Annotated in this window: 20 protein-coding genes and 1 riboswitch; of the genes, 13 read left to right on the top strand and 7 right to left on the bottom strand. The window is 73.0% G+C overall.

Annotation, left to right across the window (positions count from 1 at the left end):
* The first annotated feature begins 58 nt into the window (after positions 1-58).
* Positions 59-361 (top strand): hypothetical protein, encoded by a 303-nt coding sequence (locus ACFYZ4_RS28525; RefSeq protein ID WP_390785180.1) that lies wholly within the window; start codon positions 59-61, stop codon positions 359-361.
* Positions 362-374: 13 nt separating this feature from the next.
* On the opposite strand, the gene ACFYZ4_RS28520 is transcribed toward ACFYZ4_RS28525, so the two are convergent.
* The 3 genes from ACFYZ4_RS28520 to ACFYZ4_RS28510 all read right to left on the bottom strand — a co-directional run bounded on the left by ACFYZ4_RS28520 (position 375) and on the right by ACFYZ4_RS28510 (position 3,577).
* Positions 375-1,457, bottom strand: coding sequence for a prenyltransferase (locus tag ACFYZ4_RS28520; RefSeq protein ID WP_351300547.1), 1,083 nt, complete (start codon positions 1,455-1,457; stop codon positions 375-377).
* Positions 1,454-2,188, bottom strand: coding sequence for a class I SAM-dependent methyltransferase (locus tag ACFYZ4_RS28515; protein WP_351300544.1), 735 nt, complete (start codon positions 2,186-2,188; stop codon positions 1,454-1,456). The genes ACFYZ4_RS28520 and ACFYZ4_RS28515 overlap by 4 nt, the downstream gene beginning before the upstream one ends.
* A gap of 75 nt (positions 2,189-2,263) precedes the next feature.
* Positions 2,264-3,577 carry a glycosyltransferase family 4 protein gene (locus ACFYZ4_RS28510; RefSeq protein WP_390785179.1) on the bottom strand — a complete coding sequence of 438 codons (1,314 nt, stop codon included), beginning with the start codon at positions 3,575-3,577 and terminating at the stop codon, positions 2,264-2,266.
* A gap of 218 nt (positions 3,578-3,795) precedes the next feature.
* Here ACFYZ4_RS28510 and ACFYZ4_RS28505 point away from each other — a divergent pair, with 218 nt between their 5' ends.
* Complete coding sequence (locus ACFYZ4_RS28505) at positions 3,796-4,419, top strand: TetR family transcriptional regulator (protein WP_351300538.1); 624 nt, start codon at positions 3,796-3,798, stop codon at positions 4,417-4,419.
* 67 nt (positions 4,420-4,486) lie between these two features.
* Positions 4,487-4,861, top strand: coding sequence for a VOC family protein (locus tag ACFYZ4_RS28500; RefSeq protein ID WP_390785178.1), 375 nt, complete (start codon positions 4,487-4,489; stop codon positions 4,859-4,861).
* A gap of 457 nt (positions 4,862-5,318) precedes the next feature.
* Here ACFYZ4_RS28500 and ACFYZ4_RS28495 read toward each other — a convergent pair whose 3' ends face one another.
* Both ACFYZ4_RS28495 and ACFYZ4_RS28490 read right to left on the bottom strand, forming a co-directional pair.
* Positions 5,319-5,552, bottom strand: coding sequence for a ferredoxin (locus tag ACFYZ4_RS28495; protein WP_362813488.1), 234 nt, complete (start codon positions 5,550-5,552; stop codon positions 5,319-5,321).
* A complete protein-coding gene (locus tag ACFYZ4_RS28490; protein ID WP_351304493.1) occupies positions 5,552-7,015 on the bottom strand; it encodes an aldehyde dehydrogenase in 1,464 nt (487 codons plus the stop codon). Before ACFYZ4_RS28490 ends, ACFYZ4_RS28495 begins: the two co-directional genes overlap by 1 nt.
* A gap of 180 nt (positions 7,016-7,195) precedes the next feature.
* Here ACFYZ4_RS28490 and ACFYZ4_RS28485 point away from each other — a divergent pair, with 180 nt between their 5' ends.
* The 7 genes from ACFYZ4_RS28485 (at position 7,196) to ACFYZ4_RS28455 (ending at position 15,133) form a co-directional block, all read left to right on the top strand.
* The gene (locus tag ACFYZ4_RS28485) at positions 7,196-8,245 is read left to right on the top strand and encodes an MBL fold metallo-hydrolase (RefSeq protein ID WP_351304496.1); all 1,050 of its coding nucleotides are present in this window, start codon (positions 7,196-7,198) and stop codon (positions 8,243-8,245) included.
* Positions 8,246-8,311: 66 nt separating this feature from the next.
* Positions 8,312-8,443, top strand: a riboswitch (cobalamin riboswitch).
* Between the two features lie 112 nt (positions 8,444-8,555).
* Positions 8,556-9,812, top strand: a complete 1,257-nt coding sequence (locus tag ACFYZ4_RS28480) for a prenyltransferase/squalene oxidase repeat-containing protein (protein WP_390785177.1) — start codon at positions 8,556-8,558, stop codon at positions 9,810-9,812.
* Positions 9,812-10,483, top strand: coding sequence for an SCO2322 family protein (locus tag ACFYZ4_RS28475; RefSeq protein WP_351304500.1), 672 nt, complete (start codon positions 9,812-9,814; stop codon positions 10,481-10,483). The genes ACFYZ4_RS28480 and ACFYZ4_RS28475 overlap by 1 nt, the downstream gene beginning before the upstream one ends.
* A complete protein-coding gene (locus tag ACFYZ4_RS28470; protein ID WP_390785176.1) occupies positions 10,480-11,700 on the top strand; it encodes an energy-coupling factor transporter transmembrane component T in 1,221 nt (406 codons plus the stop codon). Before ACFYZ4_RS28475 ends, ACFYZ4_RS28470 begins: the two co-directional genes overlap by 4 nt.
* Positions 11,697-13,556, top strand: a complete 1,860-nt coding sequence (locus ACFYZ4_RS28465; RefSeq protein WP_390785175.1) for an ABC transporter ATP-binding protein — start codon at positions 11,697-11,699, stop codon at positions 13,554-13,556. The genes ACFYZ4_RS28470 and ACFYZ4_RS28465 overlap by 4 nt, the downstream gene beginning before the upstream one ends.
* The gene (locus ACFYZ4_RS28460) at positions 13,553-14,431 is read left to right on the top strand and encodes an ECF transporter S component (protein WP_390785174.1); all 879 of its coding nucleotides are present in this window, start codon (positions 13,553-13,555) and stop codon (positions 14,429-14,431) included. Before ACFYZ4_RS28465 ends, ACFYZ4_RS28460 begins: the two co-directional genes overlap by 4 nt.
* A 258-nt stretch (positions 14,432-14,689) precedes the next feature.
* Positions 14,690-15,133, top strand: a complete 444-nt coding sequence (locus ACFYZ4_RS28455; protein ID WP_384343659.1) for a transglycosylase SLT domain-containing protein — start codon at positions 14,690-14,692, stop codon at positions 15,131-15,133.
* Positions 15,134-15,250: 117 nt separating this feature from the next.
* Here the strand turns inward: ACFYZ4_RS28455 and ACFYZ4_RS28450 are convergent, their stop codons facing one another.
* Positions 15,251-16,420, bottom strand: a complete 1,170-nt coding sequence (locus ACFYZ4_RS28450) for a steroid 3-ketoacyl-CoA thiolase (RefSeq protein WP_351302906.1) — start codon at positions 16,418-16,420, stop codon at positions 15,251-15,253.
* Positions 16,421-16,663: 243 nt separating this feature from the next.
* Between ACFYZ4_RS28450 and ACFYZ4_RS28445 the strand changes: the two genes are divergently transcribed.
* Both ACFYZ4_RS28445 and ACFYZ4_RS28440 read left to right on the top strand, forming a co-directional pair.
* Positions 16,664-17,911: a cytochrome P450 gene (locus ACFYZ4_RS28445; protein ID WP_351302909.1), complete on the top strand. Its 1,248-nt coding sequence runs from the start codon at positions 16,664-16,666 to the stop codon at positions 17,909-17,911.
* A gap of 412 nt (positions 17,912-18,323) precedes the next feature.
* On the top strand, positions 18,324-19,691 hold the full coding sequence (locus tag ACFYZ4_RS28440; RefSeq protein ID WP_390785173.1) for an FAD-binding oxidoreductase: 1,368 nt from the start codon (positions 18,324-18,326) through the stop codon (positions 19,689-19,691).
* Between the two features lie 39 nt (positions 19,692-19,730).
* Here ACFYZ4_RS28440 and ACFYZ4_RS28435 read toward each other — a convergent pair whose 3' ends face one another.
* Positions 19,731-21,743, bottom strand: a complete 2,013-nt coding sequence (locus ACFYZ4_RS28435) for a bifunctional glycosyltransferase 87/phosphatase PAP2 family protein (RefSeq protein ID WP_351302915.1) — start codon at positions 21,741-21,743, stop codon at positions 19,731-19,733.
* 107 nt (positions 21,744-21,850) lie between these two features.
* Here ACFYZ4_RS28435 and ACFYZ4_RS28430 point away from each other — a divergent pair, with 107 nt between their 5' ends.
* Positions 21,851-22,210, top strand: a complete 360-nt coding sequence (locus ACFYZ4_RS28430) for an antibiotic biosynthesis monooxygenase (protein WP_351302918.1) — start codon at positions 21,851-21,853, stop codon at positions 22,208-22,210.
* The last annotated feature ends 77 nt before the right edge of the window (positions 22,211-22,287 follow it).

Genomic DNA, 22,287 nt, shown 5'->3' with positions numbered 1-22,287 from the left:
CCGCCACTCGCGGGACCCGTTCGGGTTTACGACACGCCGACGCGGCAACACGGGCCGTATGAGCACTCACACACGAGCACGCACCCGAGGAAGCAGTCAGGCAGGACGTGCCGTCGCACTTGTGGCGGACGTGCTCGCCTTCGTGATCGCACTCTGGATCCTGCTCTACTTCCTGGACGCCAACCAGGGCAACTCCCTGGTCGACCTCATCCACGACGTCGCCTCCTGGCTCGCGACCTGGTCCTACGACCTGTTCACCTTCAGCCGTGAATGGGTCCAGGTCGTCATCGGCTACGGCATAGCCGCCGTGGTCTACCTCCTCGTCGGCCACGCCGTAGCCGGCTGGCTCTACCGCCGCTGACCGGCCGGCGGCGTCACCCGCAGCAGTCCGGCTCCAGCCCGGCCGGGAGCGAGGTCCCGCCGAACACCTCGGTGGTGGCCTCGTCCCCGCCCAGCGCCGCCACGGCGAGCAGCAGGGACCCGGCGGTCCAGGTGGTCTGCTCCACGGGCCAGACCGCCTTGTCCTGGAAGACGTAGCCCGTCCAGTACATGCCGTTGTCGGCGCGCAGGTGGCCGATCGACCGCAGGATCTCCAGCGCCCGGTCCGACTCCCCCGTCGCCCACAGCGCGAGCGCCAGCTCGCAGGACTCGCCGCCCGTCACCCACGGGTTCGGCAGGACGCAGCGCACGCCGAGGTCCGGGACCACGAACTCGTCCCAGCGCTCCTCGATGCGCGCGGTGGCCTCGGCGCCGGTGAGGGCGCCGCCGAGGACCGGGTAGTACCAGTCCATCGAGTAGTGGTTCTTGTCGAGGAACCGCTCGGGGTGGCGCCGGATCGCGTGCCGCAGGGCGCCCGCGGCGAGCTCCCAGTCGGGCTGCGGCTCCTCGCGGTGCTCGGCGATGGCCAGGGCGCAGCGCAGTGCCTGGTGGATGGAGGAGGAGCCGGTGAGGAGGGCGTCGGTGACGGCGGTGCCGTCGGCCTCCCGCTTCCAGCCGATCTCGCCGCCCGGCTGCTGGAGCGTCAGGACGCACTCCACGGCCGCGTAGACGGCCGGCCACATGCGGTCGAGGAAGGTGTCGTCGCCGGTGGACAGGTAGTGGTGCCAGACGCCGACGGCTATGTAGGCGGTGAAGTTGCTCTCGCGGCTCGCGTCCTGCGGCTCGGCGGTGTCCACGCCGTCGGGCCGGTCGGCGTAGGCCGCGTACCAGGAGCCGTCCTGGTTCTGGTGCCGCACCAGCCACGCGTACGCCCGCTCGGCGGCCTCGTGCTCGCCGGCCGCGTCCAGGGCCATCGCGGCCTCGGTGTGGTCCCACGGGTCGAGGTGGTGTCCGCGGAACCACGGAATGGCCCCGTCCGCGCGCTGGGCGGCGAGGATGCCCGCCACCGTCGCGGCGGCCTGCTCGGCCGTCAGTACGCCGTCCAGGACCAGGTGTTCGGTGCGCCCGGGCGAGCTCACTGGGTCGCGCCGACGGGGAGGTGGGGCTTGGTCGCGTACGCCACGAAGCTCTTGCCGATGAGCGGGTTCAGGGCCTGCTCGGCGAGGCGCGTGGCCATCGGCTTCTTCATGATGTCCCAGACCAGGAGCTTGTGGTACGCCTTGACGGGCAGCGCCTTGTCGTTGTCGACGCCGAACGCGCACTTGAGCCACCAGTACGGGGAGTGCAGTCCGTGCGCGTGGTGCGTGCCGTACGGCTTGAGGCCCGCGGCCCGCATCTTGCCGAGGAGCTCGTCCGCCTTGTAGATGCGGATGTGGCCGCCCTCGACCTCGTGGTAGGCGTCGGAGAGCGCCCAGCAGATCTTCTCGGGGCCGTAGCGCGGAACGGTTATGGCGATGCGCCCGCCGGGCTTGAGCACGCGCACCATCTCGGCGAGCACGCCCTTGTCGTCGTGGATGTGCTCCATGACCTCGGAGATGATCACGACGTCGAAGGAGTCGTCGGGGAAGGGCAGGGCGAGGGCGTCGCCCTCCATGGCGGTGGCGGTGGCGCCGGCCGGGGCCTCGCCGGCCTCCTTCATGGCGGCGAACCACTTGGCGACCTCGCGGATCTCCTCGCCGTTGCGGTCGACGGCGACCACCTGGGCGCCTCTCCGGTAGCACTCGAAGGCGTGCCGGCCTGCGCCGCAGCCCAGATCGAGTACGCGGTCGCCTGCGGCGAGCGGGAACCGGGAGAAATCGACGGTCAGCACGGGGTCCTGCCTTCGCGGTCGCGGGGGTGTGGGGCGGGGGTGTGGATGAGGCGGAGGGTCACCGGGCGCGGCAGGTCACCGCGTGCGGCCGGCACGGGCGGCCTGCTCGATGGCGGCGCGGTAGTGCGCGACGGTGCCTTCGGCGGCCTTGGCCCAGGTGAAGCGGGTCAGGACCCGTTCGCGCCCGGCGGCGCCGAGGCGGGCCCGCAGCTGCGGGTCGCCCAGCATCCGGCCCAGCGCGGCGGCCAGTGCGCCCGCGTCGCCCGGGGGCACCGCGAGGCAGGTCTCGCCGTCGGGTCCGGCGACCTCGGGGATCGCGCCGCCGGTGGTGGCGACGAGCGGGGTGCCGGTGGCCATGGCCTCGGCGGCGGGCAGCGAGAAGCCCTCGTACAGCGAGGGCACGCAGGCGATCTGGGCGCTGCGGACGAGGTCGACGAGTTCGGCGTCGGTGATGCCCTTGACGAAGCGGACGGCGTCCTGGAGTCCGTACGTCTCGATGGCGCGGGCGACGGGACCCTGTTCGGCGCGCTTGCCGACGACGACGAGGTGGGCCTCGGGCTGCTCGGTGCGCAGCTTCGCGAGGGCCTCGACGAGGTACACGAGCCCCTTGAGCGGGACGTCGGCGCTGGAGGTGGTGACGATGCGGCCGGGGACCTCGGCGACGGAGGCGTCCGGCGACCACAGGTCGGTGTCGGCGCCGATGTGCACGACGTGGATGCGCTCGTCCCGGACACCCAGGTGCTGGGCGATCTCCTGCTGGGAGGAGCCGGAGACGGTGAGGACGGAGGGGAGCCGGCGGGCCACGCGGCCCTGCATGCGCGTGAAGGCGTACCAGCGGCGTACGGAGGCCCGCTTCACGCGGCCCTTCGCGGCGTCGAGGTCGAGCTTGCGGTCCACGGTGATGGGGTGGTGGATCGTCGTGACCAGCGGGGCGCCGAGGTCGGCGAGGAGGCCGTAGCCGAGGGTCTGGTTGTCGTGGATGACGTCGAAGTCCCCCGCGCGCGCGGCCAGATGGCGGCGGGCGCGCAGCGAGAAGGTCAGCGGCTCGGGGAAGCCGCCGGTCCACATGGTGGCGACCTCGACGGCGTCGATCCAGTCCCGGTACTCCTCGCGCTTGGGCGTGCGGAAGGGGTCGGGGCTGCGGTACAGGTCCAGGCTCGGGAGCTCGGTGAGCGAGGCGCCGGTGTCGAGCACGGGATAGGGCTGGGCGCCGATCACTTCGACGGAGTGCCCCAGCTGTACGAGCTCGCGCGAGAGGTGGCGGACGTAGACGCCCTGGCCGCCGCAGAACGGGTTCCCCTTATAGGTGAGGAGTGCGATGCGCAGCGGGCGGTCGCCGTCGGCGGCGGAACCCGCGAAAGGGCTCGTCACCATGGCCTCAGCGGTCACTCTCGGCCCCCTTCTCCCTGCAACTTTCGCCGGAGCGTAACCGCTCGGATAATGTAGAACAAGTTTCAGACTTGATCCGTCGAAGAGCATTGAATCTACCGGCCGGAAACTACACCGTAAGAGGCGGAGCAGGTGATTCGCGCCACGACTGCGGCGCCTGCCATGCTGACCGGGGACCAGCCCGGAATCAGCCCGCGCAACGACACGGAACGGGACACATGACAGCGGAAGTGAAGGCCGTCACCACACCGGCGTCGCCTCCCCTGACGGAGCGCCAGGAGGCGCGCCGCCGCCGGATCCTGCACGCCAGCGCGCAGCTGGCCAGCCGGGGCGGTTTCGACGCCGTCCAGATGCGGGAGGTCGCCGAGGCGGCCGGGGTGGCGCTGGGCACGCTCTACCGCTACTTCCCGTCCAAGGTGCACCTGCTGGTCGCCACCATGCAGGACCAGCTCCAGCACATGCACACCACGCTGCGCAAACGCCCGCCGGCCGGGGACGACCCGGCGGCCCGGGTCGCGGAGACCCTGATGCGGGCCTTCCGCGCCCTCCAGCGGGAACCGCAGCTGGCCGACGCGATGGTGCGGGCGCTGACCTTCGCCGACCGCAGCGTGAGCCCCGAGGTGGACACGGTGTCCCGGCTGACCACGGCGATCATCCTGGACGCGATGGGCCTGGAGGCCCCGCCGACGGCGGAACAGCTCTCTGCGGTACGGGTCATCGAGCACACCTGGCACTCGGCGCTGATCACGTGGCTTTCCGGCCGTGCGTCGATCGCCCAGGTCAAGATCGACATCGAGACGGTGTGCCGTCTGATCGACCTGACGGCCCCGGAAAAGGCCTGAAGCAGCCGCTGCGGGATCGCGGAATTCCGCTGGACAGCGGCCGCGATCATGTTCGATAGTCCGCCGCATGGCCTCTCTTGTGCGACACCTCACCTTCGACTGTTCCGACGCCTACAGCCTCGGGCAGTTCTGGGCCGCCGTCCTGGACAGCCCGCTCGCCGACGACGATTTCCCCGGAGACCCCGAGGCGCTGCTCAAGACGCCCGGCTCGACCCTGCTGTTCGTGACGGTCCCCGACACCAAGACCGTGAAGAACCGGGTCCACGTGGACCTCCAGCCGCAGGACCGCACGCGCGACGAGGAGGTCGCACGCATCGTCGCCCTGGGCGCGACCGTCGTCGGCGACCACCGGCGGCCCGACGGGGGCGGCTGGGTGACCCTCGCCGACCCCGAGGGCAACGAGTTCTGCGTCGAGCGGAGCGCCGCCGAAATGACGAAGTAAGCCTCTGGCGCACCACTGCCGGGTCTCCGCCCCACACCCCGCGCCTCAAACGCCGGCGGGGCTGAATTTGCGCGGCGGAGGCCGGAGTGGTGCAGCAGGGCTGGAATGGTGCGGCTCAAAGACCGGGGCTCCGCCCCGCACCCCGCCGGGCTCTGCCCGGACCCGCTCCTCAAACGCCGGAGGGGCTGAATTTGTGCGGCGAAGCCGAATGGTGCAGCCAGGCTGGAGTCGGTGCGGCAGGGCTGAAGGATCGGCGCAGCCGGGCCGGATGGGCCGGGGTCGGGTGTGTGTCGGGGTGATCCCCGCAGGGCGCCGAACACAACAAGCCTCCGCACTCCGACCCCCCGAAACGTTCGGCGCCCGAGGAGACACCCCGGCGCGCGCCCGGCCCCGGCACAACCGGCCCACCCCACACCCAGCCCAAGCGGCGCAGCCAACCGGCAGCCAACCGGCCCCCCTAGTCCTCCGGCGGGAAGACCGGTTCGCCCGTGGCCGCCAGCGTGATGAGGATGGCCTCCACCGGGCAGCCCTCCGCCGCCGTCAGGATCGGCTCGTTCGCGTCCGACTGCGCGGTGCGCGGATGCGACTGGCGCGCCGAGTCCAGGACGAAGCCGTCCGGGGCGTGGTTCACGCACATGCCCGAGCCGATGCAGACCCCCCGGTCCACCTCGACCTGCCAGCGGTCACCCATCAGGCACCCGCCTCATAGCCCGCCGGCAGGTGGATCATCTTGTGCTCCAGGTACTCGCTCAGCCCCTCCGGCCCGAACTCCCGTCCCACGCCGCTGTTCTTGTAGCCGCCGAACGGCCCGAGCATGTCGAGGCTGAAGGTGTTCACGTTGAAGGTGCCCGTCCGCACCTGCCGCCCGAAGTCGATGCCGTGCTCGACGTCGCCGGTCCAGACGCTGCCGCTGAGGCCGAACTCCGAGTCGTTGGCGACCCGTACGGCCTCCGCCTCGTCCCCGTACGGGATCAGGCAGACGACCGGGCCGAAGATCTCCTCGCGGGCGATCCGCATGGAGTTGTCCACGTCCCCGAAGAGGGTGGGTTCCACGTACCAGCCGCGGTCCAGGCCCACCGGGCGGCCGCCGCCCGACAGGACCTTCGCGCCCTCCTCCTGGCCGATCCGGATGTAGTCCAGCGAGCGCTGCTGCTGCCGCTGGGCCACGAGCGGGCCGAGCTGCGTCGCCGGGTCGAGCGGGTCGCCGACGACGAGCGCGCCGGCCGCCGCCGCGAGGGCCTCGGCCACCTCCTCGTACCGGCTGCGCGGCGCGAGGATCCGGGTCTGGGCCACGCAGGCCTGCCCGTTGTTCATCCAGGCCGCCGGGACGATCCCGGCGATGGTGGAGTCCAGGTCGGCATCCGGCAGGATCACCGCGGCGGACTTGCCGCCGAGTTCGAGCGTGACCCTCGTCAGGTTGCGGGCGGCGACCTCCATGACGCGCTTGCCCGCGGCGACCGAGCCGGTGAAGGCGACCTTGTCGACGCCGGGGTGGCCGACCAGGTACTCGCTGACCTCGCGGTCGGCGGGCAGGATCGACAGCACGCCCTCGGGGAGTCCGGCCTCCCGCGCGATGTCGGCGAGGATGAAGGAGTCCAGCGGCGCTTCGGGGGACGGCTTGAGGATCACCGTGGAGCCCGTCAGCAGCGCCGGCGCCAGTTTGGCCGCCGCCACGAACTGCGGGACGTTCCACGGGATGACGGCGGCGACCACGCCCACCGGCTCCCGGCGCACCAGGATCGGGCCGAGGACGCCCTGGCGGTGCTCCTCGTACGGGTAGGCGCGCGCGACCGTGATCGCGGCGTCGTAGACCATCATCGGGCCGAGCGCCTGGGCGAGGATGCTCCAGGAGTACGGGGACCCGTTCTGGGAGCTGATCGAGCGGGCGATCTCCTCGTGCCGCACCGCGATGGCGTCCTTGATCCGGGTGACGACGGCGATCCGCTCGTCCAGCGTCATCCGCGGCCAGGGCCCTTCGTCGAACGCCTTGCGCGCGGCGGCGACGGCACGGTCCACGTCCCCCTTCGAGGCGTGCGGGACGGAGCCGATGACCTGCTCGGTGTGAGGGGAGACGATCCGGATCGTGTCGGTGCCCAGCGGATCCGTCCACTCCCCGCCGATGAACAGTTGTCCGTGTTCCACGAGCTCGGTCATGGCTGAGGCCTCCTGCGGCTTGGCGTTCCAGAACTGATACCAGTTCTAGTTCGAGGAGTCCACGGCCAGGACGGAACAGCGGAGAAGATCCAACGACTAGTCAGAAGAGCGTGGAAGTGGTCGACTTGGGCTACTACTGAAACACGTTCTCGTCAGAGGGCGGCAACGGGCGGAGGGCTCATGCCGGAGGACACGTCACAGGTCACCGATCACGGCGGAGGCGTGTGGGGCATCAAGGTGCCCATCCCCGACAACCCGCTGGGACACACCCTCGTCCACGTCCTCGACACCGACCGCGGCCCGGTCCTGGTCGACACCGGCTGGGACGACCCCGAGTCCTGGGACACCCTCGTCGCCGGGCTCGCCGCGCTCGGCATCCCCGTCGCCGACGTCCACGGCGTCGTCATCACCCACCACCACCCCGACCACCACGGCCTCTCCGGCCGGGTCCGCGAGGCGTCCGGCGCCTGGATCGCCATGCACGCCGCCGACACCGAGGTCGTCGTCCGCACCCGCGCCTCCGAGCCCGGCGTCTGGTTCGACTACATGAGCGCCAAGCTCGCCGCCGCCGGAGCCCCCGAGGAGCACATCGCGCCCCTGCGCGCCGCCCGCGCGAGCGGCCGCATGCGGACCCTGCCCGGACTGCGCGCCGCCGTGCCCGACCGGGAGATCGTCCCCGCCGAACTGCTCCCCCTCGCCGGACGCCGGCTGCGCGCGATCTGGACCCCCGGCCATACCCCCGGCCACGTCTGCCTGCACCTGGAGGAGGCCCACCCGGCGAACCTGCCCGGCAACGGCCGCCTCTTTTCCGGCGACCACCTGCTGCCCGGGATCTCCCCGCACATCGGCCTGTACGAGGCCCCCGAGGACACCCGCGTCACCGACCCCCTCGGCGACTACCTCGACTCCCTCGAACGCATCGGCCGGCTGGCACCCGCCGAGGTGCTCCCGGCCCACCAGTACGCCTTCACCGACGCACCCGCCCGCGTACGGGAACTGCTGGACCACCACGAGGAGCGGCTGTCCGGGCTGTGGACCCTGCTGGCCGAACCGCTCACCCCGTGGGCGCTGGCGGAGCTCATGGAGTGGAACCGGCCCTGGGAGCAGATCCCGTACGGCTCCCGCAACATCGCCGTCTCGGAAGCGGAAGCCCACCTGCGGCGGCTGGTGAAGCAGGGCCGCGCGGAGGCCGTCCCGGGCACCGACCCGGTGACGTACCGGGCCGTGTAGGGACGGCGGCGCGGCCGGTAAGGGGCCCGGGCCCCCAGTGCCCCCGGGCCCGCAGGCTACGGGCCGGTAGAGTGAAGCCGTCGTCCACACTTCTGTACGGGGGGGAAGCCGGTGCGAATCCGGCGCTGACCCGCAACCGTGACCCACCCCGGCACCGCCCGGGCGGGGAGCCGGAATGCCCCGTACCGGAAGTGCGCGGCTCGCGCCGCCGGATCCTCCGGCGGCCGGCACCGTCGAGGTAAACGGAGCCGGAGCCCGGTGCCAGTGCGTGCCCGCCTCCGGTTCCCCAGCAGGAGAGGCACCCTCCCCCATGAACGTCCGCCGCAGCGCAGCCGCGCTCGCCGCCTCCGCCGTGCTCTGCGTGGGTGTCGCCCCCGCAGCCCTCGCCGACACCGCGCCGCCCGCCTCCCCCTCCGCACCCCCGGTCATCCCCTCCGGGCTGTACGGCAAGGACGACCCCATGTACGACGGCGTGTGGCGGCAGTCCTTCGCGCTGCTCGCCCAGGACACCGTCGGCATCAAGCCCGCCGCGCAGGCCGTGCACTGGCTGGCCGGCCAGCAGTGCGCGAACGGCTCCTTCCCCGCCTTCCGCGCGGACACCGCCAAGGACTGCGACGCGACCGCGTACATCGACTCCAACGCGACGGCCGCCGCCGTGCAGGCGCTGACCGCGCTCGGCGGCCACGGTGAGAGCGTCAAGAAGGCCGTCGGCTGGCTGAAGTCCGTACAGAACGAGGACGGCGGCTGGAGCTCCAACCCGGGCGGCGCCATGGACAGCGGCACCGACGCCAACTCGACCGCCCTCGTGATCAGCGCCCTGACCGCGGCCGGCGAGAAGCCGGCCGAGATCAAGTCGAAGGCGGGCAAGACCCCCTACGAGGCGCTGCTCTCCTTCCAGCTGGGCTGCGCCGCCGAGCCGGCCGGCGACCGGGGCGCGTTCGCGTTCCAGCCGGTCGACGGCAAGCTGCTCGCGAACGGCGACGCCTCCGCCGCGGCCGTGCTGGCCGGCCTCGGCACGGGCTCGGCCGTTGTCCCCTCCGGTACGGACACCCCCGCGGCCGCGCCGACCTGCCCGGCGGCGGGCACCGTCGACCCGGCGGCAGCGGCCCAGGGCGCGGCGGGCTACCTCGCCGAGGCCCTGAAGAAGGACGGCCACCTGACGGCCGTGACCCCGGGCGCCGACCAGCCGACCCCGGACACCGGCAACACCGTCGACGCGGTGATCGCCCTGGCCGCGGCCGGGCACAAGCAGTCGGCGGCGGGCGCCCTGGAGTGGCTGAAGGCCAACTCCGCCGAGTGGTCCACGGGCAAGCCGGCCGCCCTCGGCACCCTGATCCTCGCCGCGCACGCCACGGGCACCGACCCGAAGTCCTTCGGCGGCACCGACCTCGTCGCGGCGCTGAACGCGACCGGCCCGGCCCCGCAGGGCGCGGACACGGACGCCACCCCCGTGAAGGAGGAGTCGTCCGACAACCAGAACCTCTGGTGGATCATCGGCGCGGGCGGCGCGGCCGGCGTGGGCATCGGCATCCTGCTGAGCGGCCGCCGGAAGAAGAACCAGCTCTGATGCGCCGCCGCCGGCCCGCCGTGGCCCTCGCTCTGGCGCTGGCCCTCGGGAGCGTCCTGGCCGTGCTGGCCGCCGCTCCGGCGCTGGCGGCCGGCTACCGCTACTGGTCGTTCTGGGACGGCTCGGGCGGCGGCCGCTGGTCGTACGCCACGCAGGGCCCCTCGATGGCCCGCCCGAAGGACGGCTCCGTGCAGGGGTTCCGCTTCTCGGTGAGCAAGGACGCGGCGGACCAGGCGGCGCAGCCGCGCGCCGCGGCCGACTTCGAGGCCGTCTGCGGCTCCACCCCTCCGGCGCAGGGCCGCAAGCGGGTCGCGCTCGTCGTCGACTTCGGCGTGCCCGCGGACGCCCCGGCGGGCGAGGCCCCGCCGCAGGACGCCCCGCGCACCGCGTGCGCGCAGGTGGCCGCGGAGGCCACGGCGGCCGAGGCGCTGGCATCGGTCGCGAAGCCGCTGCGCTACAACAGCGCGGCCCTGCTGTGCGCGATCTCGGGCTACCCGAGGCAGGGCTGCGGCGAACCGATGGCGGACGCCCCGGCGCCGAGCGCGTCGGCGGCGCCCGCCGCCGCGGCCCCGGACGACGGCGGCCCGTCGGCGGGCCTGCTGGCGGGCATCGCAGCCGTGGCCGCCCTGGCCGCGGCCGCCCTCTGGCAATCCCGCCGCCGCACCCGATGACGGGCGAGCGTGCGGAGGGGCTGAAAGACAGGCGCGGCGCCGCACGCGACGACGTGACCCCGGCCCGCCGGAGCCTGCCCGCGGCGCAGGATCCCCCGCGCTGGTCGACGTACAAGAGAAAATGGCAGGCCCCGCTCGCCGGCCGGGCCACCGCCCTGCACGCCGGGGCCTGGTGGCTCTGGGCCCTCGGGCTCGCCACCGCCGCCTCCCGCACCACCAACCCCCTGCTTCTCGGGCTGATCGTCGGCGTCGCCGGGTACGTGGTGGCGGCCCGCCGCACGGACGCGCCCTGGGCGCGTTCCTACGGGGCGTTCCTCAAGCTCGGCCTCGTCGTCATCGGCCTGCGCCTGCTGTTCTCCATGCTGCTCGGCTCGCCCGTCCCCGGCGCGCACACCCTGTTCACGCTCCCGGAGATCCCGCTGCCCGCCTGGGCGCAGGGCATCCGGTTCGGCGGGAAGGTCACCGCCGAGCAGCTGGTCTTCGCGTTCTACGACGGCCTGAAGCTGGCCGCCCTCCTCGTCTGCGTGGGCGCCGCGAACGCCCTCGCGAACCCGGCGCGGCTGCTGAAGTCCCTGCCCGCCGCCCTGTACGAGGCGGGGGTCGCAGTGGTCGTCGCCATGACCTTCGCGCCGAACATGGTCGCCGACGTGGTCCGGCTGCGGACGGCCCGCCGGCTGCGCGGCCGCCCCACCGGCGGGGTGAAGGCGATCCTCCAGATCGGCCTGCCGGTCCTGGAGGGCGCCCTGGAGCGTTCCGTCGCCATCGCCGCGTCGATGGACGCGCGCGGCTACGGCCGCACGGCGAAGGTCCCGCCGGCCGTCCGGCACACCACCAACGTCCTCACCCTCGGCGGTCTCCTCGGCATGTGCGCGGGCACGTACGGGCTGCTGGCCGCGCAGGGCGCCGCGTACGGGCTCCCCGTGCTCGGCATCGGCGCGGTCCTGGCCCTCGCGGGCCTGCGCCTCGGCGGGCGCCGGTCGGTGCGGACCCGCTACCGGCCCGACCGCTGGGGGCCGCGCGCCTGGCTGGTGGCCGGCTCGGGCGCGGCCGTCGCCGCGCTCCTCATCCGCGCGGGCTCCGTCGACCCGGCCGCGCTGCACCCGGGGGTGGTCCCGCTGGTGGCGCCCACGCTGCCGCTGTGGCCGGCGGCGGCGATCCTGATCGGCCTGCTGCCCGCGTTCGTGGCACCCGTACCGCCCAAGGAGGCGTCGCTGTGATCCGCTTCGAGCAGGTGTCGGTCACCTACGAGGGCGCGGCCGGGCCTTCCCTCCAGGGCGTCGACCTGGTGATCCCGGAAGGCGAGCTGACCCTCCTGGTCGGCCCGTCGGGGGTCGGCAAGTCCACCCTGCTGGGGGCCGTGTCCGGGCTGGTCCCCCATTTCACGGGCGGCCGGCTCCGGGGCAGGGTCACGGTCGCGGGCCGTGACACGCGCACGCACAAGCCGCGGGAGCTCGCGGACGTGGTCGGCACGGTCGGGCAGGACCCGCTGGCCCACTTCGTGACGGACACGGTGGAGGACGAACTCGCGTACGGCATGGAGTCCCTGGGCCTGCCACCTGCGGTGATGCGCCGCCGGGTGGAGGAGACCCTGGACCTCCTCGGCCTCAACGAACTCCGTGACCGGCCCATCGCCACGCTCTCCGGCGGCCAGCAGCAGCGGGTCGCGATCGGTTCGGTCCTGACCCCGCACCCTCGGGTCCTGGTCCTGGACGAGCCCACGTCGGCGCTGGACCCGGCGGCGGCGGAGGAGGTCCTGGCGGTCCTCCAGCGCCTCGTCCACGACCTCGGCACCACCGTCCTGATGGCGGAGCACCGGCTGGAGCGGGTGGTCCAGTACGCCGACCAGGTGCTGCTCCTGCCGTCGCCGGGCGCGTCCCCCGTCCTGGGGCCCCCGGCGGAGATCATGGCCGTCTCCCCGGTCCACCCCCCGGTGGTCTCCCTGGGCCGCCTCGCAGGCTGGTCCCCCCTCCCCCTCTCCATCCGCGACGCCCGCCGCCTGGCCGCGCCGCTCCTGGCCCGCCTGTCTGACTCGGTGGCAGCCCTGCCCGGGCCCACCGTTCCCGCCGTCTCCCAGGGCTCCGCCCCGGACCCCGCGCCGCACGATTCAGCCCCTCCGGCGTTTGAGGAGCGGGGTCCGGGGCGGAGCCCCGATCTCGCAGCCTCGCCGCACATTCCAGCCTCGCCGGCGTTTGAGGCGCGGGGTCTGGGGCGGAGCCCCGGCGGCGGCGCGCCCGGACTGCTCGCGCGGCTACGGCGCCGGGGCACGCCGAGCCCGGGCCCGACCCCGAGCACCCCCGCCCCGGGAGCGGCCCCGGCCCACACCCGCGCCCTAGGCGTCCGCCGCACCCGCACGGACGTGCTCCGCGACATCAACCTCACCGTGGCCCCCGGCGAGACCATCGCCCTCATGGGCCGCAACGGCGCCGGCAAGTCCACCCTCCTCGCCACCCTCGTCGGCACGCTCGCCCCCACCACCGGCGAGGTGACCGTCGGCGGCCGCACCCCCCACCGCACGCCCCCGCCCGAGATGGTCCGCCGCGTCGGCCTCGTCCCGCAGGAGCCCCGCGACCTCCTCTACGCCGACACCGTCGCCGCCGAGTGCGCCGCCGCCGACTCCGACGCCGGCGCGGCTCCCGGCACCTGCCGCGCCCTCGTCTCCGCGCTGCTCCCGGACGTCCCCGACGACACCCACCCCCGTGATCTCTCCGAGGGCCAGCGCCTGGCCCTGGCTCTGGCGCTGGTCCTCACCGGCCGCCCGGCCCTGCTGCTCCTCGACGAGCCCACCCGCGGCCTGGACTACGCCGCCAAGGTCCGCCTGATCGGGATCCTCCGCGGCCTGGCCGCCGACGGCCACGCCATCGTCCTCGCCACCCACGACGTGGAGCTGGCCGCCGAGCTGGCCCACCGCGTGGTGATCCTGGCCGGTGGGGAGGTCGTCGCGGACGGCCCGACCGCCGAGGTCGTCGTGTCCTCGCCGGCCTTCGCTCCGCAGGTGGCGAAGATCCTGGCCCCGGGCCACTGGCTCACGGTGAGCCAGGTGGCCGCAGCCCTCGATACGACGGAAGCCCAGTGAGCCCCGCCCGCTCCACCCGCCCGGCCCGCCCCGTCCGCATCGGTCCCCGGGCCGCCGTCGCCCTGGTCCTCGTCACCCTCATCGGGATCGCGGCCTTCGGCTGGCCGCTCCTCGCCGACCGGCAGTCGGGGCTCGCCCACTCCCAGGACGCCCCCTGGCTCTTCGCCGCGCTCCTGCCCCTCCTGGTGGCCGTGGTCGTCGCGACGATCGCCGACAACGGCATGGACGCCAAGGCGGTGGCGATGCTCGGTGTGCTCGCCGCCGTCGGGGCGGCGCTGCGGCCGCTGGGCGCGGGTACGGCCGGGCTGGAGCCGATGTTCTTCCTGATGGTGCTCAGCGGCCGCGTCCTCGGTCCCGGCTTCGGGTTCGTCCTGGGCTCGGTGACGATGTTCGCCTCCGCCCTGCTGACGGGCGGGGTCGGGCCGTGGATGCCGTTCCAGATGCTGGCCATGGGCTGGTTCTCGCTGGGGGCCGGGCTGCTGCCGGGCCCGGAGAGGCTACGCGGCCGGGTGGAGCTGCTGGTGCTGGCGGCGTACGGCTTCGTGGGCTCGTTCGCGTACGGCACGGTCATGAACCTGCAGGGATGGGTGCTCCTGCAGGGCATGGGCCAGGGCATCTCGTTCCACCCGGGCGATCCGGTCCCCGCGAACCTGGCGCGGTTCGTCGCGTACTGTCTGGCGACTTCGGTGGGCTGGGACCTGGGCCGGGCGGCGCTGACGGTCGTCCTGACGCTGACGCTGGGGGCCACGCTGCTGAGGGCCCTGCGGCGGGCGACGCGGAAGGCCGCCTTCGACGCGCCCGTCTCCTTCGATCCGGGTGCCGTCTCGGACCGCGAGCCCGCTCCCGAGAGGGGTACGAACGGTTCCGGAGGGTGACATTCGGGGCCCTGGGCGGTGAGGCGCCCCACAGGACCCAGGTCACATACGAACGGCGGTAGTGGACCGCGAAGCGCCCACGCCAACCCCCCTCACGCCCACCCCCCGGCCTCGACTGCGAGGCCGGCTAGTACACGAGACCTTTGCCAGGGCGCCACGTCGTCGGTAGAACTGGATGAGTCGCCGGGCGGCACGGGTGCTTCACCCGCCGCCGACGAACCCCTCTCCACCGCGTGAGTGGCTCACGCATGCTCCGGCATGCCGCGACCGCCCTTGTCCCCTGTGGAAGGTTCCTCCGTGTCCAACGCTGTCATCCGCCGCATCGCCGCTTCGAAGAAGACCCTCGTGGGTTCCGTCCTCGCCCTGGGCGTCGCCGGTTCCATGCTTGCCGCGGTTCCCGCGCAGGCTGCCCCGACGAGCGCCAAGGCGATCGCCCAGCAGATGATCAAGGACCCGGCCCAGTTCGCCGCCTTCGACAAGATCATCTCGCATGAGAGTGGCTGGGACCACACCGCCACCAACGCCTCCTCCGGCGCGTACGGCCTGGCCCAGGCCCTGCCCGCGTCGAAGATGGCCTCCGCGGGCGCCGACTGGAAGACCAACCCGGCCACCCAGATCAAGTGGGGCCTGGACTACATGAACGAGCGCTACGGCAGCCCCGTCGGCGCCTGGAACTTCTGGTCCGCCAACCACTGGTACTAAACCACCAGCAGACATACGAAGGCCCCGGTGGCCGGCCTCCCCAGGTCCGGCCGCCGGGGCCTTCTGCATCCCATCCCACGGGGTTCAGAGGCGCCTGCGCTCAGGCTGCGCAGACGGTCACAGGCGCTGGATGATCGTGCCCGTCGCGAGCGCACCGCCCGCGCACATGGTGATCAGCGCGAATTCCTTGTCCCGGCGCTCCAGCTCGTGCAGGGCCGTGGTGATCAGCCGGGCGCCGGTGGCGCCGACGGGGTGGCCGAGGGCGATGGCCCCGCCGTTGACGTTGACCTTCTCCAGGTCCTGGTCGAAGACCCGGGCCCAGCTCAGGACGACGGAGGCGAAGGCCTCGTTGATCTCGACGAGGTCGATGTCCTTGAGGGACATGCCGGCCTTGCCGAGCACGGCCCGGGTCGCGTCGATCGGTCCGTCGAGGTGGTAGTGGGGGTCGGCGCCGACGAGGGTCTGGGCGACGATGCGGGCGCGCGGCTTGAGCTTGAGCGCGCGGGCCATCTTGCGGGAGGCCCACATCACGGCGGCGGCCCCGTCGGATATCTGCGAGGAGTTCCCGGCGGTGTGCACGGCGGTGGGCATGACCGGCTTGAGCCGGGCCAGCGCCTCCATGCTGGTGTCCCGCAGACCCTCGTCGCGGTCGACCAGGCGCCACATGCCCTGCCCGGCGGCCTGCTCCTCCTCGGTCGTCGGCACCTGCACGGCGAAGGTCTCCCGCTTGAACCGCTCCTCGGCCCAGGCGATCCCGGCGCGCTCCTGGGAGAGCACGCCGAGCCGGTCCACGTCCTCGCGGCCGAGGCCGCGGTGGCGGGCGATGCGCTCGGCGGCCTCGAACTGGTTCGGGAGGTCGACGTTCCACTCGTCCGGGAAGGGCTTGCCCGGACCGTGCTTGGATCCCGAACCCAGCGGCACACGGCTCATCGCCTCGACGCCGCAGGCGATCCCGATGTCCATCACCCCGCCGGAGATCATGTTGGCGACCATGTGGTTGGCCTGCTGCGAGCTGCCGCACTGACAGTCCACCGTCGTCGCGGCGGTCTCGTACGGCAGGCCCATGGCGAGCCAGGCGTTGCGGGCGGGGTTCATCGACTGCTCGCCGGCGTGGGTGACGGTGCCGCCGACGATCTGCTCGACGCAGTCGGGCTGGATTCCGGTACGGGCCAGCAGCTCCCGGTAGGTCTCACCGAGCAGGTAGGCGGGATGAAGGTTGGCGAGCGCGCCCCCGCGCTTGCCGATGGGGGTGCGTACGGCTTCGACGATGACGGGTTCCGCGGCCATGAGCTCGTCCTCTCCTGCACAGCGCCAGCGCGGCGGGCCGTCCCGGCGCCCCGCCCCGAACTAGTACGCGTTCTAGTTCTCCCCGCAGTCTTATGACCTGGAGCCCCGGCACGCAAGGGTCTTGCACGTGCCCTGCACGGATTCCACACGCAACAGTTGGCGCCGCGGCCCTTGTCACTTCTGGAACTCGTTACTACCTTCAAGCCAACTTCTGATGGGCCGTCAGACTTTGGAGTTGCCCCGATGTCCTGTCCCGCGCTGCCCGAAGGCTTCGACGCCACCGACCCCGACCTGCTCCAAAGCCGGGTCCCCCTCCCGGAGTTCGCGCAGCTGCGGCAGACCGCACCCGTGTGGTGGTGCCCCCAGCGGCGGGGCGTCACCGGCTTCGACGACGAGGGCTACTGGGTCGTGACCCGGCACGCGGACGTCAAGTACGTGTCCACGCACCCGGAGCTCTTCTCCTCCACCACCAACACGGCGATCATCCGCTTCAACGAGCACATCCAGCGTGATGCGATAGATGCCCAGCGACTGATCATGCTGAACATGGATCCGCCGGAACACACCCGCGTACGCCAGATCGTGCAGCGCGGCTTCACCCCGCGGGCCATCCGCGGACTGGAGGACGCGCTCCGGGACCGCGCCCGGAAGATCGCCGAGGAGGCCCTGGCCGTTTCCGCCGACGGCAGCTTCGACTTCGTCACCCAGGTGGCGTGCGAGCTCCCGCTGCAGGCCATCGCCGAGCTGATCGGCGTACCGCAGAAGGACCGCGCCAAGATCTTCGACTGGTCGAACAAGATGATCGCGTACGACGACCCTGAGTACGCGATCACCGAGGAGGTCGGCGCGAACGCTGCGATGGAGCTCATCGGCTACGCGATGAACCTCTCCGCCCAGCGCAAGGAGTGCCCGGCCAAGGACATCGTCACGCAGCTCGTCGCGGCGGAGGGGCAGGGCAACCTCGGCTCGGACGAGTTCGGCTTCTTCGTCCTCCTCCTGGCGGTCGCGGGCAACGAGACCACGCGCAACGCCATCAGCCACGGCATGCACGCCTTCCTCACCCACCCCGACCAGTGGGAGCTCTACAAGGCGACCCGGCCGTCCACCGCCGCCGAGGAGATCGTGCGCTGGGCCACGCCGGTGGTGTCCTTCCAGCGCACGGCCACGCAGGACACCGAACTCGGCGGCCAGAAGATCAAGGCGGGCGACCGGGTGGGGATGTTCTACTCCTCCGCCAACCACGACCCCGAGGTCTTCGAGAGCCCGGACGCCTTCGACATCACCCGCGACCCCAACCCCCACCTGGGCTTCGGCGGCGGTGGCCCGCACTTCTGCCTCGGCAAGTCCTTGGCGGTCATGGAGATCGACCTGATCTTCAACGCGCTGGCCGACGTCCTGCCGGACCTCCACCTGACGGGCGAGGACCCGCGCCGCCTGCGCGCCGCCTGGCTCAACGGCATCAAGGAACTCCGGGTCACCACCCACGGCTGACCCGGCCCCAGGACGGCAGGGGCCCCCTCCACCCACGCCCCGGCCCCTGCCGCCCCCTGGAACGCCCAGCCGCCCCAAATCCAGCGCGGCCGCACCACTCCAGCCCCGCCGGCGTTTGAGGCGCGGGGGGTCGGGGGCAGCGCCCCCAAATCCAGCCCCTCCGGCGTTTGAGGAGCGGGGTCCGGGGCGGAGCCCCGATCTTTGAGCCCGGTCGAGGCACAGGCGGCACGGCCCCCCGCCCACCAAGTGGCGGACCGGCCCGAACCAAGCGATCCTGACAGACAGCGGCGATCCAGCCGAAGGGGCGCCGGGGCCAAGCAGCGCCCCGGCGCCCCTTCGGCCCAAACCAGCCCCGCCAAGCCCAGCGGCCAGCGCCCGGGCACGCCCGATCCCCCAGTGCCAGACTGAACACATGGCCATGCTCAGCCAGTCCTTCCGGGGCCGGCAGGTGCGGCCCGGAGACCCCTCCTACGACGAGGACCGTCGGATCTGGAACGGCTCCGTCGACCGCTCCCCCGCCCTCATCGCCTACTGCACGGGCGTCGCCGACGTCATCGACGCCGTCCGCTTCGCGGCCGCCTCCGGCCTCCCCCTCGCCGTGCGCTCCGGCGGCCACAGCTTCCCCGGCCAGTCGGTGTGCGACGACGGCATCGTCATCGACCTCTCCCCGATGCGCGGGATCCGGGTGGACCCGGAGGCCCGTACGGTCAGGGCGCAGGCGGGGGTGCTGCTCGGCGAGCTGGACCGGGAGACGCAGGTGTTCGGGCTGGCCGTCCCGGCCGGGATCGTCACGCACACCGGTCTGGCCGGGCTCACGCTCGGCGGCGGGATCGGCTGGCTGATGCGCAAGTACGGGCTCACCATCGACCAGCTGCTCTCCGTGGACCTGGTGACCGCCGACGGAACGTTCCTGAAGGCGAGCGCGGACGAGAACCCGGATCTCTTCTGGGGGGTGCGCGGTGGCGGCGGGAACTTCGGGATCGTCACCGAGTTCGAGTTCCGCCTCAATCCGCTGGGGCCGGTGGTGCTGGCGGGGCCCGTGGTCTGGCCGATGGCCGAGTCGGCGCGCCTGCTGCGCTTCTACCGCGAGTGGATCACCGACGTACCGGACGAGCTGACCACGGCGATCGTCCACCGCAAGGCGCCCGCCGTCGACTACGTACCGCCGGAACTGCGGGGGAAGCCCGTCGTGATGGTGGTCTGCTGCTACGCGGGGCCCGTGGAGGAGGGGCAGGAGGTGCTGCGCCCGCTGCGCGAGTCCGGCACCGCCCCCGTGCTGGACCTGTGCGCGCCGAAGCCGTTCACCGAGCACCAGGCGATGTTCGACCCGTCGTTCCCGCACGGCCGCTGGTACTACTTCAAGTCCTGCGACGTCGACCGGCTCACCGACGAGGTCATCGACCGTACGGCCGAGCACGCGGCCCGGATCGTCTCGCCGCTCACCGCTTTCCCGATCTTCCAGCTCGGCGGGGCCATCGCCCGCGTCGGGGAGGACGAGACGGCCTTCGGCGGGCGCGGCGCCGGGCACACGTTCAACATCAACGGGACGACGGAGGGCGCCGACGGCTTCGAGGCCGAGCGGACGTGGGCGCGCGGCCTGTGGTCGGCCCTCGCCCCCCACCACACCGGGGTCTACTCGAACTTCCTGATGGAGGAGGGCGAGGAGCGCGTCGAGCAGGCGTACGGGGCGCAGAAGTACCGGCGCCTGCGCGAGCTGAAGCGCCGCTACGACCCCGGCAACCTCTTCCGCCTCAACCAGAACATCCCGCCGGCACCCTGACCGTCGCGCCCCCGAGGGCGCCCCCGAACCCGAAGGCGCCTACGAGCTGCGCGCCCCGGCCCGTACCGGCTGCTCCTCGTCGCTCCGGCGCTGCCCCGGGAGGCTCACCTGGAGTTTCCGCGGCCCGGACAGCGCGTACACGAGTCCGAAGCCAGCGGTCACGACGACGGCGCCGCCCACCGCGTCCAGCACCCAGTGGTTGGCGGTGGCGACGATCGCGCACACCGTGATCAGCGGGTGCAGCGCCCCGAGGAGCTTCTGCCAGCCCTTCGGCGCCAGCACGACGATCACGATCCCGCACCACAAGGACCAGCCGAAGTGCAGCGAGGGCATGGCCGCGTACTGGTTGGAGATGGCGGTCATGGCCCCGTACGAGGGGTTGGCCAGGTCCTGCGGTCCGTGCACGGTGTCGATGAAGTCGAGGCCGGGCATCAGGCGCGGCGGCGCGAGCGGGTACAGCCAGAAGCCGACGAGCGCGAGGACGGTGGCCAGGCCCAGGGAGGCGCGGGCCCAGCGGTAGTCGCCGGGGCGCCGCCAGTACAGGACCGCCAGGATCGTCAGCGGCACCACGAAGTGGAAGGAGGTGTAGTAGAAGTTGAAGAACGCCTCCAGCCAGGGCGTGTTCACGACGGCGTGGTTCACGGCGTGCTCGATGTCGATGCCGAGCGCCTGCTCGATTCCGTGGATCTGGCTGCCGTTGCCTTCGGCGAGGGTGCGGCTGGTGGGCGCGGCGGCCCGGATGTGCGAGTAGAGCGAGTACCCGACCCGTATCAGCAGGAGTTCCAGCAGCAGGTTCGGGCGGGACAGCACGCGCCGCCAGAACGGCAGCAGCGGCACCCGCTGCCAGCGGGCGGCGGCCGGCCGCCCGTAGGCGGTCGGTACGGGCTCGCGCCAGTACGGCGACGAGCGCGGCAGGAACGGTACCGCGCAGGCCGCGGCGAGCGCGGCGAGCAGCAGCACGTTGTCCCGTACGGGGGCCAGCGCGGCCAGGTTCGGCAGCAGCACGGAGCTCGGCAGGGTCATGGCGAGGACCACGGCCACCGGCCACACGGGCCGGTCGGCGGCGCGCCGGCCCACCTTGCCGGCGACGGCGAGCAGCACCCACAGCAGCTGGTGGCGCCAGCCCGTCGGGGCCACGGCGACGGCCACGCAGCCGGTGACGGCGACGGCGAGCAGCAGCTGGCCGTCGCGGGCGTAGCGGACCGCGCGGCGCAGCCCGAACCAGACGACGGCGCCCGCGAGGGCCGCGTAGAGCAGGATCTCGACGGGGCCGCTCAGGCCGAGGCGCAGCAGCGCGCCGTGCAGCGACTGGTTGGAGAGGCTGTCGGGGGCTCCGCCGAGGCCGGTGCCGGCCAGGTGCTCGGCCCAGTACGTCCACGAGTCGCGCGGCATGGCCGCCCAGGACAGCGCGGTGGCCGCGGCGAAGGTCACGGCGGCGGTGCGGGCCGCGGGGCGGCGCCCGGACAGCCACAGCAGCGGGGCGAACAGCAGCAGCGCGGGCTGGAGCGCGGCCGCGAGGCCGACGAGGAAGCCCGCGGGCCGGTCTCCGGGCACGCGGAAGACCGCCAGGAGCACCAGCAGCACCGGCAGGACGGCGGTCTGGCCCGGTGAGGCGGCCTCGCGGACGGGCAGCGAGACCATCATCAGTGCGGTCAGCACGGGCGCGGCGAGCAGCGCGGTGCGCCGCGGCACCGGGTCGGGCAGGCCGCGCGCGGCGACGAGCCCGATCGCGGCGACGCACAGCAGCGTCACGCAGGTCCAGGCCACCTCCAGGGAGGGGGCGGCGAAACCGACGAGCGGCTTCAGGACCAGCCCGGCGAAGGGGGTGCCGGCGAACTGCCCGGAGTCGTAGAGCGAGCCGGGGAGGGCTGCGGGAAGGTGCAGGCCGCTGAGCCACTCGCCGGGTGGCACCCGCAGCACCGCGGCCGCCTGTCTGACGGCGAGGGCGCCCGCCAGCGCCCACAGCAGGAGGCGTGCCGCCCCCAGCCTGCCGCTATCGCCTATGACTCCGGCATGTCCGTTCGCACCGCTGTGCTCTGCCGCGTTAGCCACGCCTCGCCGGCCTCCCGCCCTGTTGACCGCAACCCTGACTTTGCCTGGCTGCCGCGCTCCATTACCCGCACGACGATATCTCCCGCGGGATACCTAGGATGGCTCCCATGAGCATCGTGAAGATCAACGCACTGACGGTTCCCGCCGAGCAGCGGGAAGTTCTGGAGCGGCGCTTCGCCTCTCGGGCCGGGACGGTGGAGGGTTCGGACGGGTTCGAATGGTTCGAGCTGCTGCGCCCGGTGGAGGGCACCGACCAGTACCTCGTCTACACGCGCTGGCGTTCGGAGGAGGACTTCCAGGCGTGGATGGAGGGGCCGATGAAGGCCGCTCACCAGGGTGGCGGCGCGGGCGGCGGCGCGGGCTCCGAGGGCGGCGAGGGCGGCGGCGAGCGGCCGAAGCCGGCGGCTTCGGCGTCGACGGTGTGGTCGTTCGAGGTCGTGCAGCAGGCGGCACCGAAGAAGGCATGACCCGTCAGGGGTGCGGGGCTCGGGCCCCGCACCCCCGCACCGCTGGCGGACGTGCGACGGATGCGTCGGCTCCGAAA

The organism is Streptomyces sp. NPDC001513, assembly GCF_042894695.1.
GTDB lineage: Bacteria > Actinomycetota > Actinomycetes > Streptomycetales > Streptomycetaceae > Streptomyces.
This window is presented reverse-complemented; position numbering and strand designations above follow the sequence as displayed.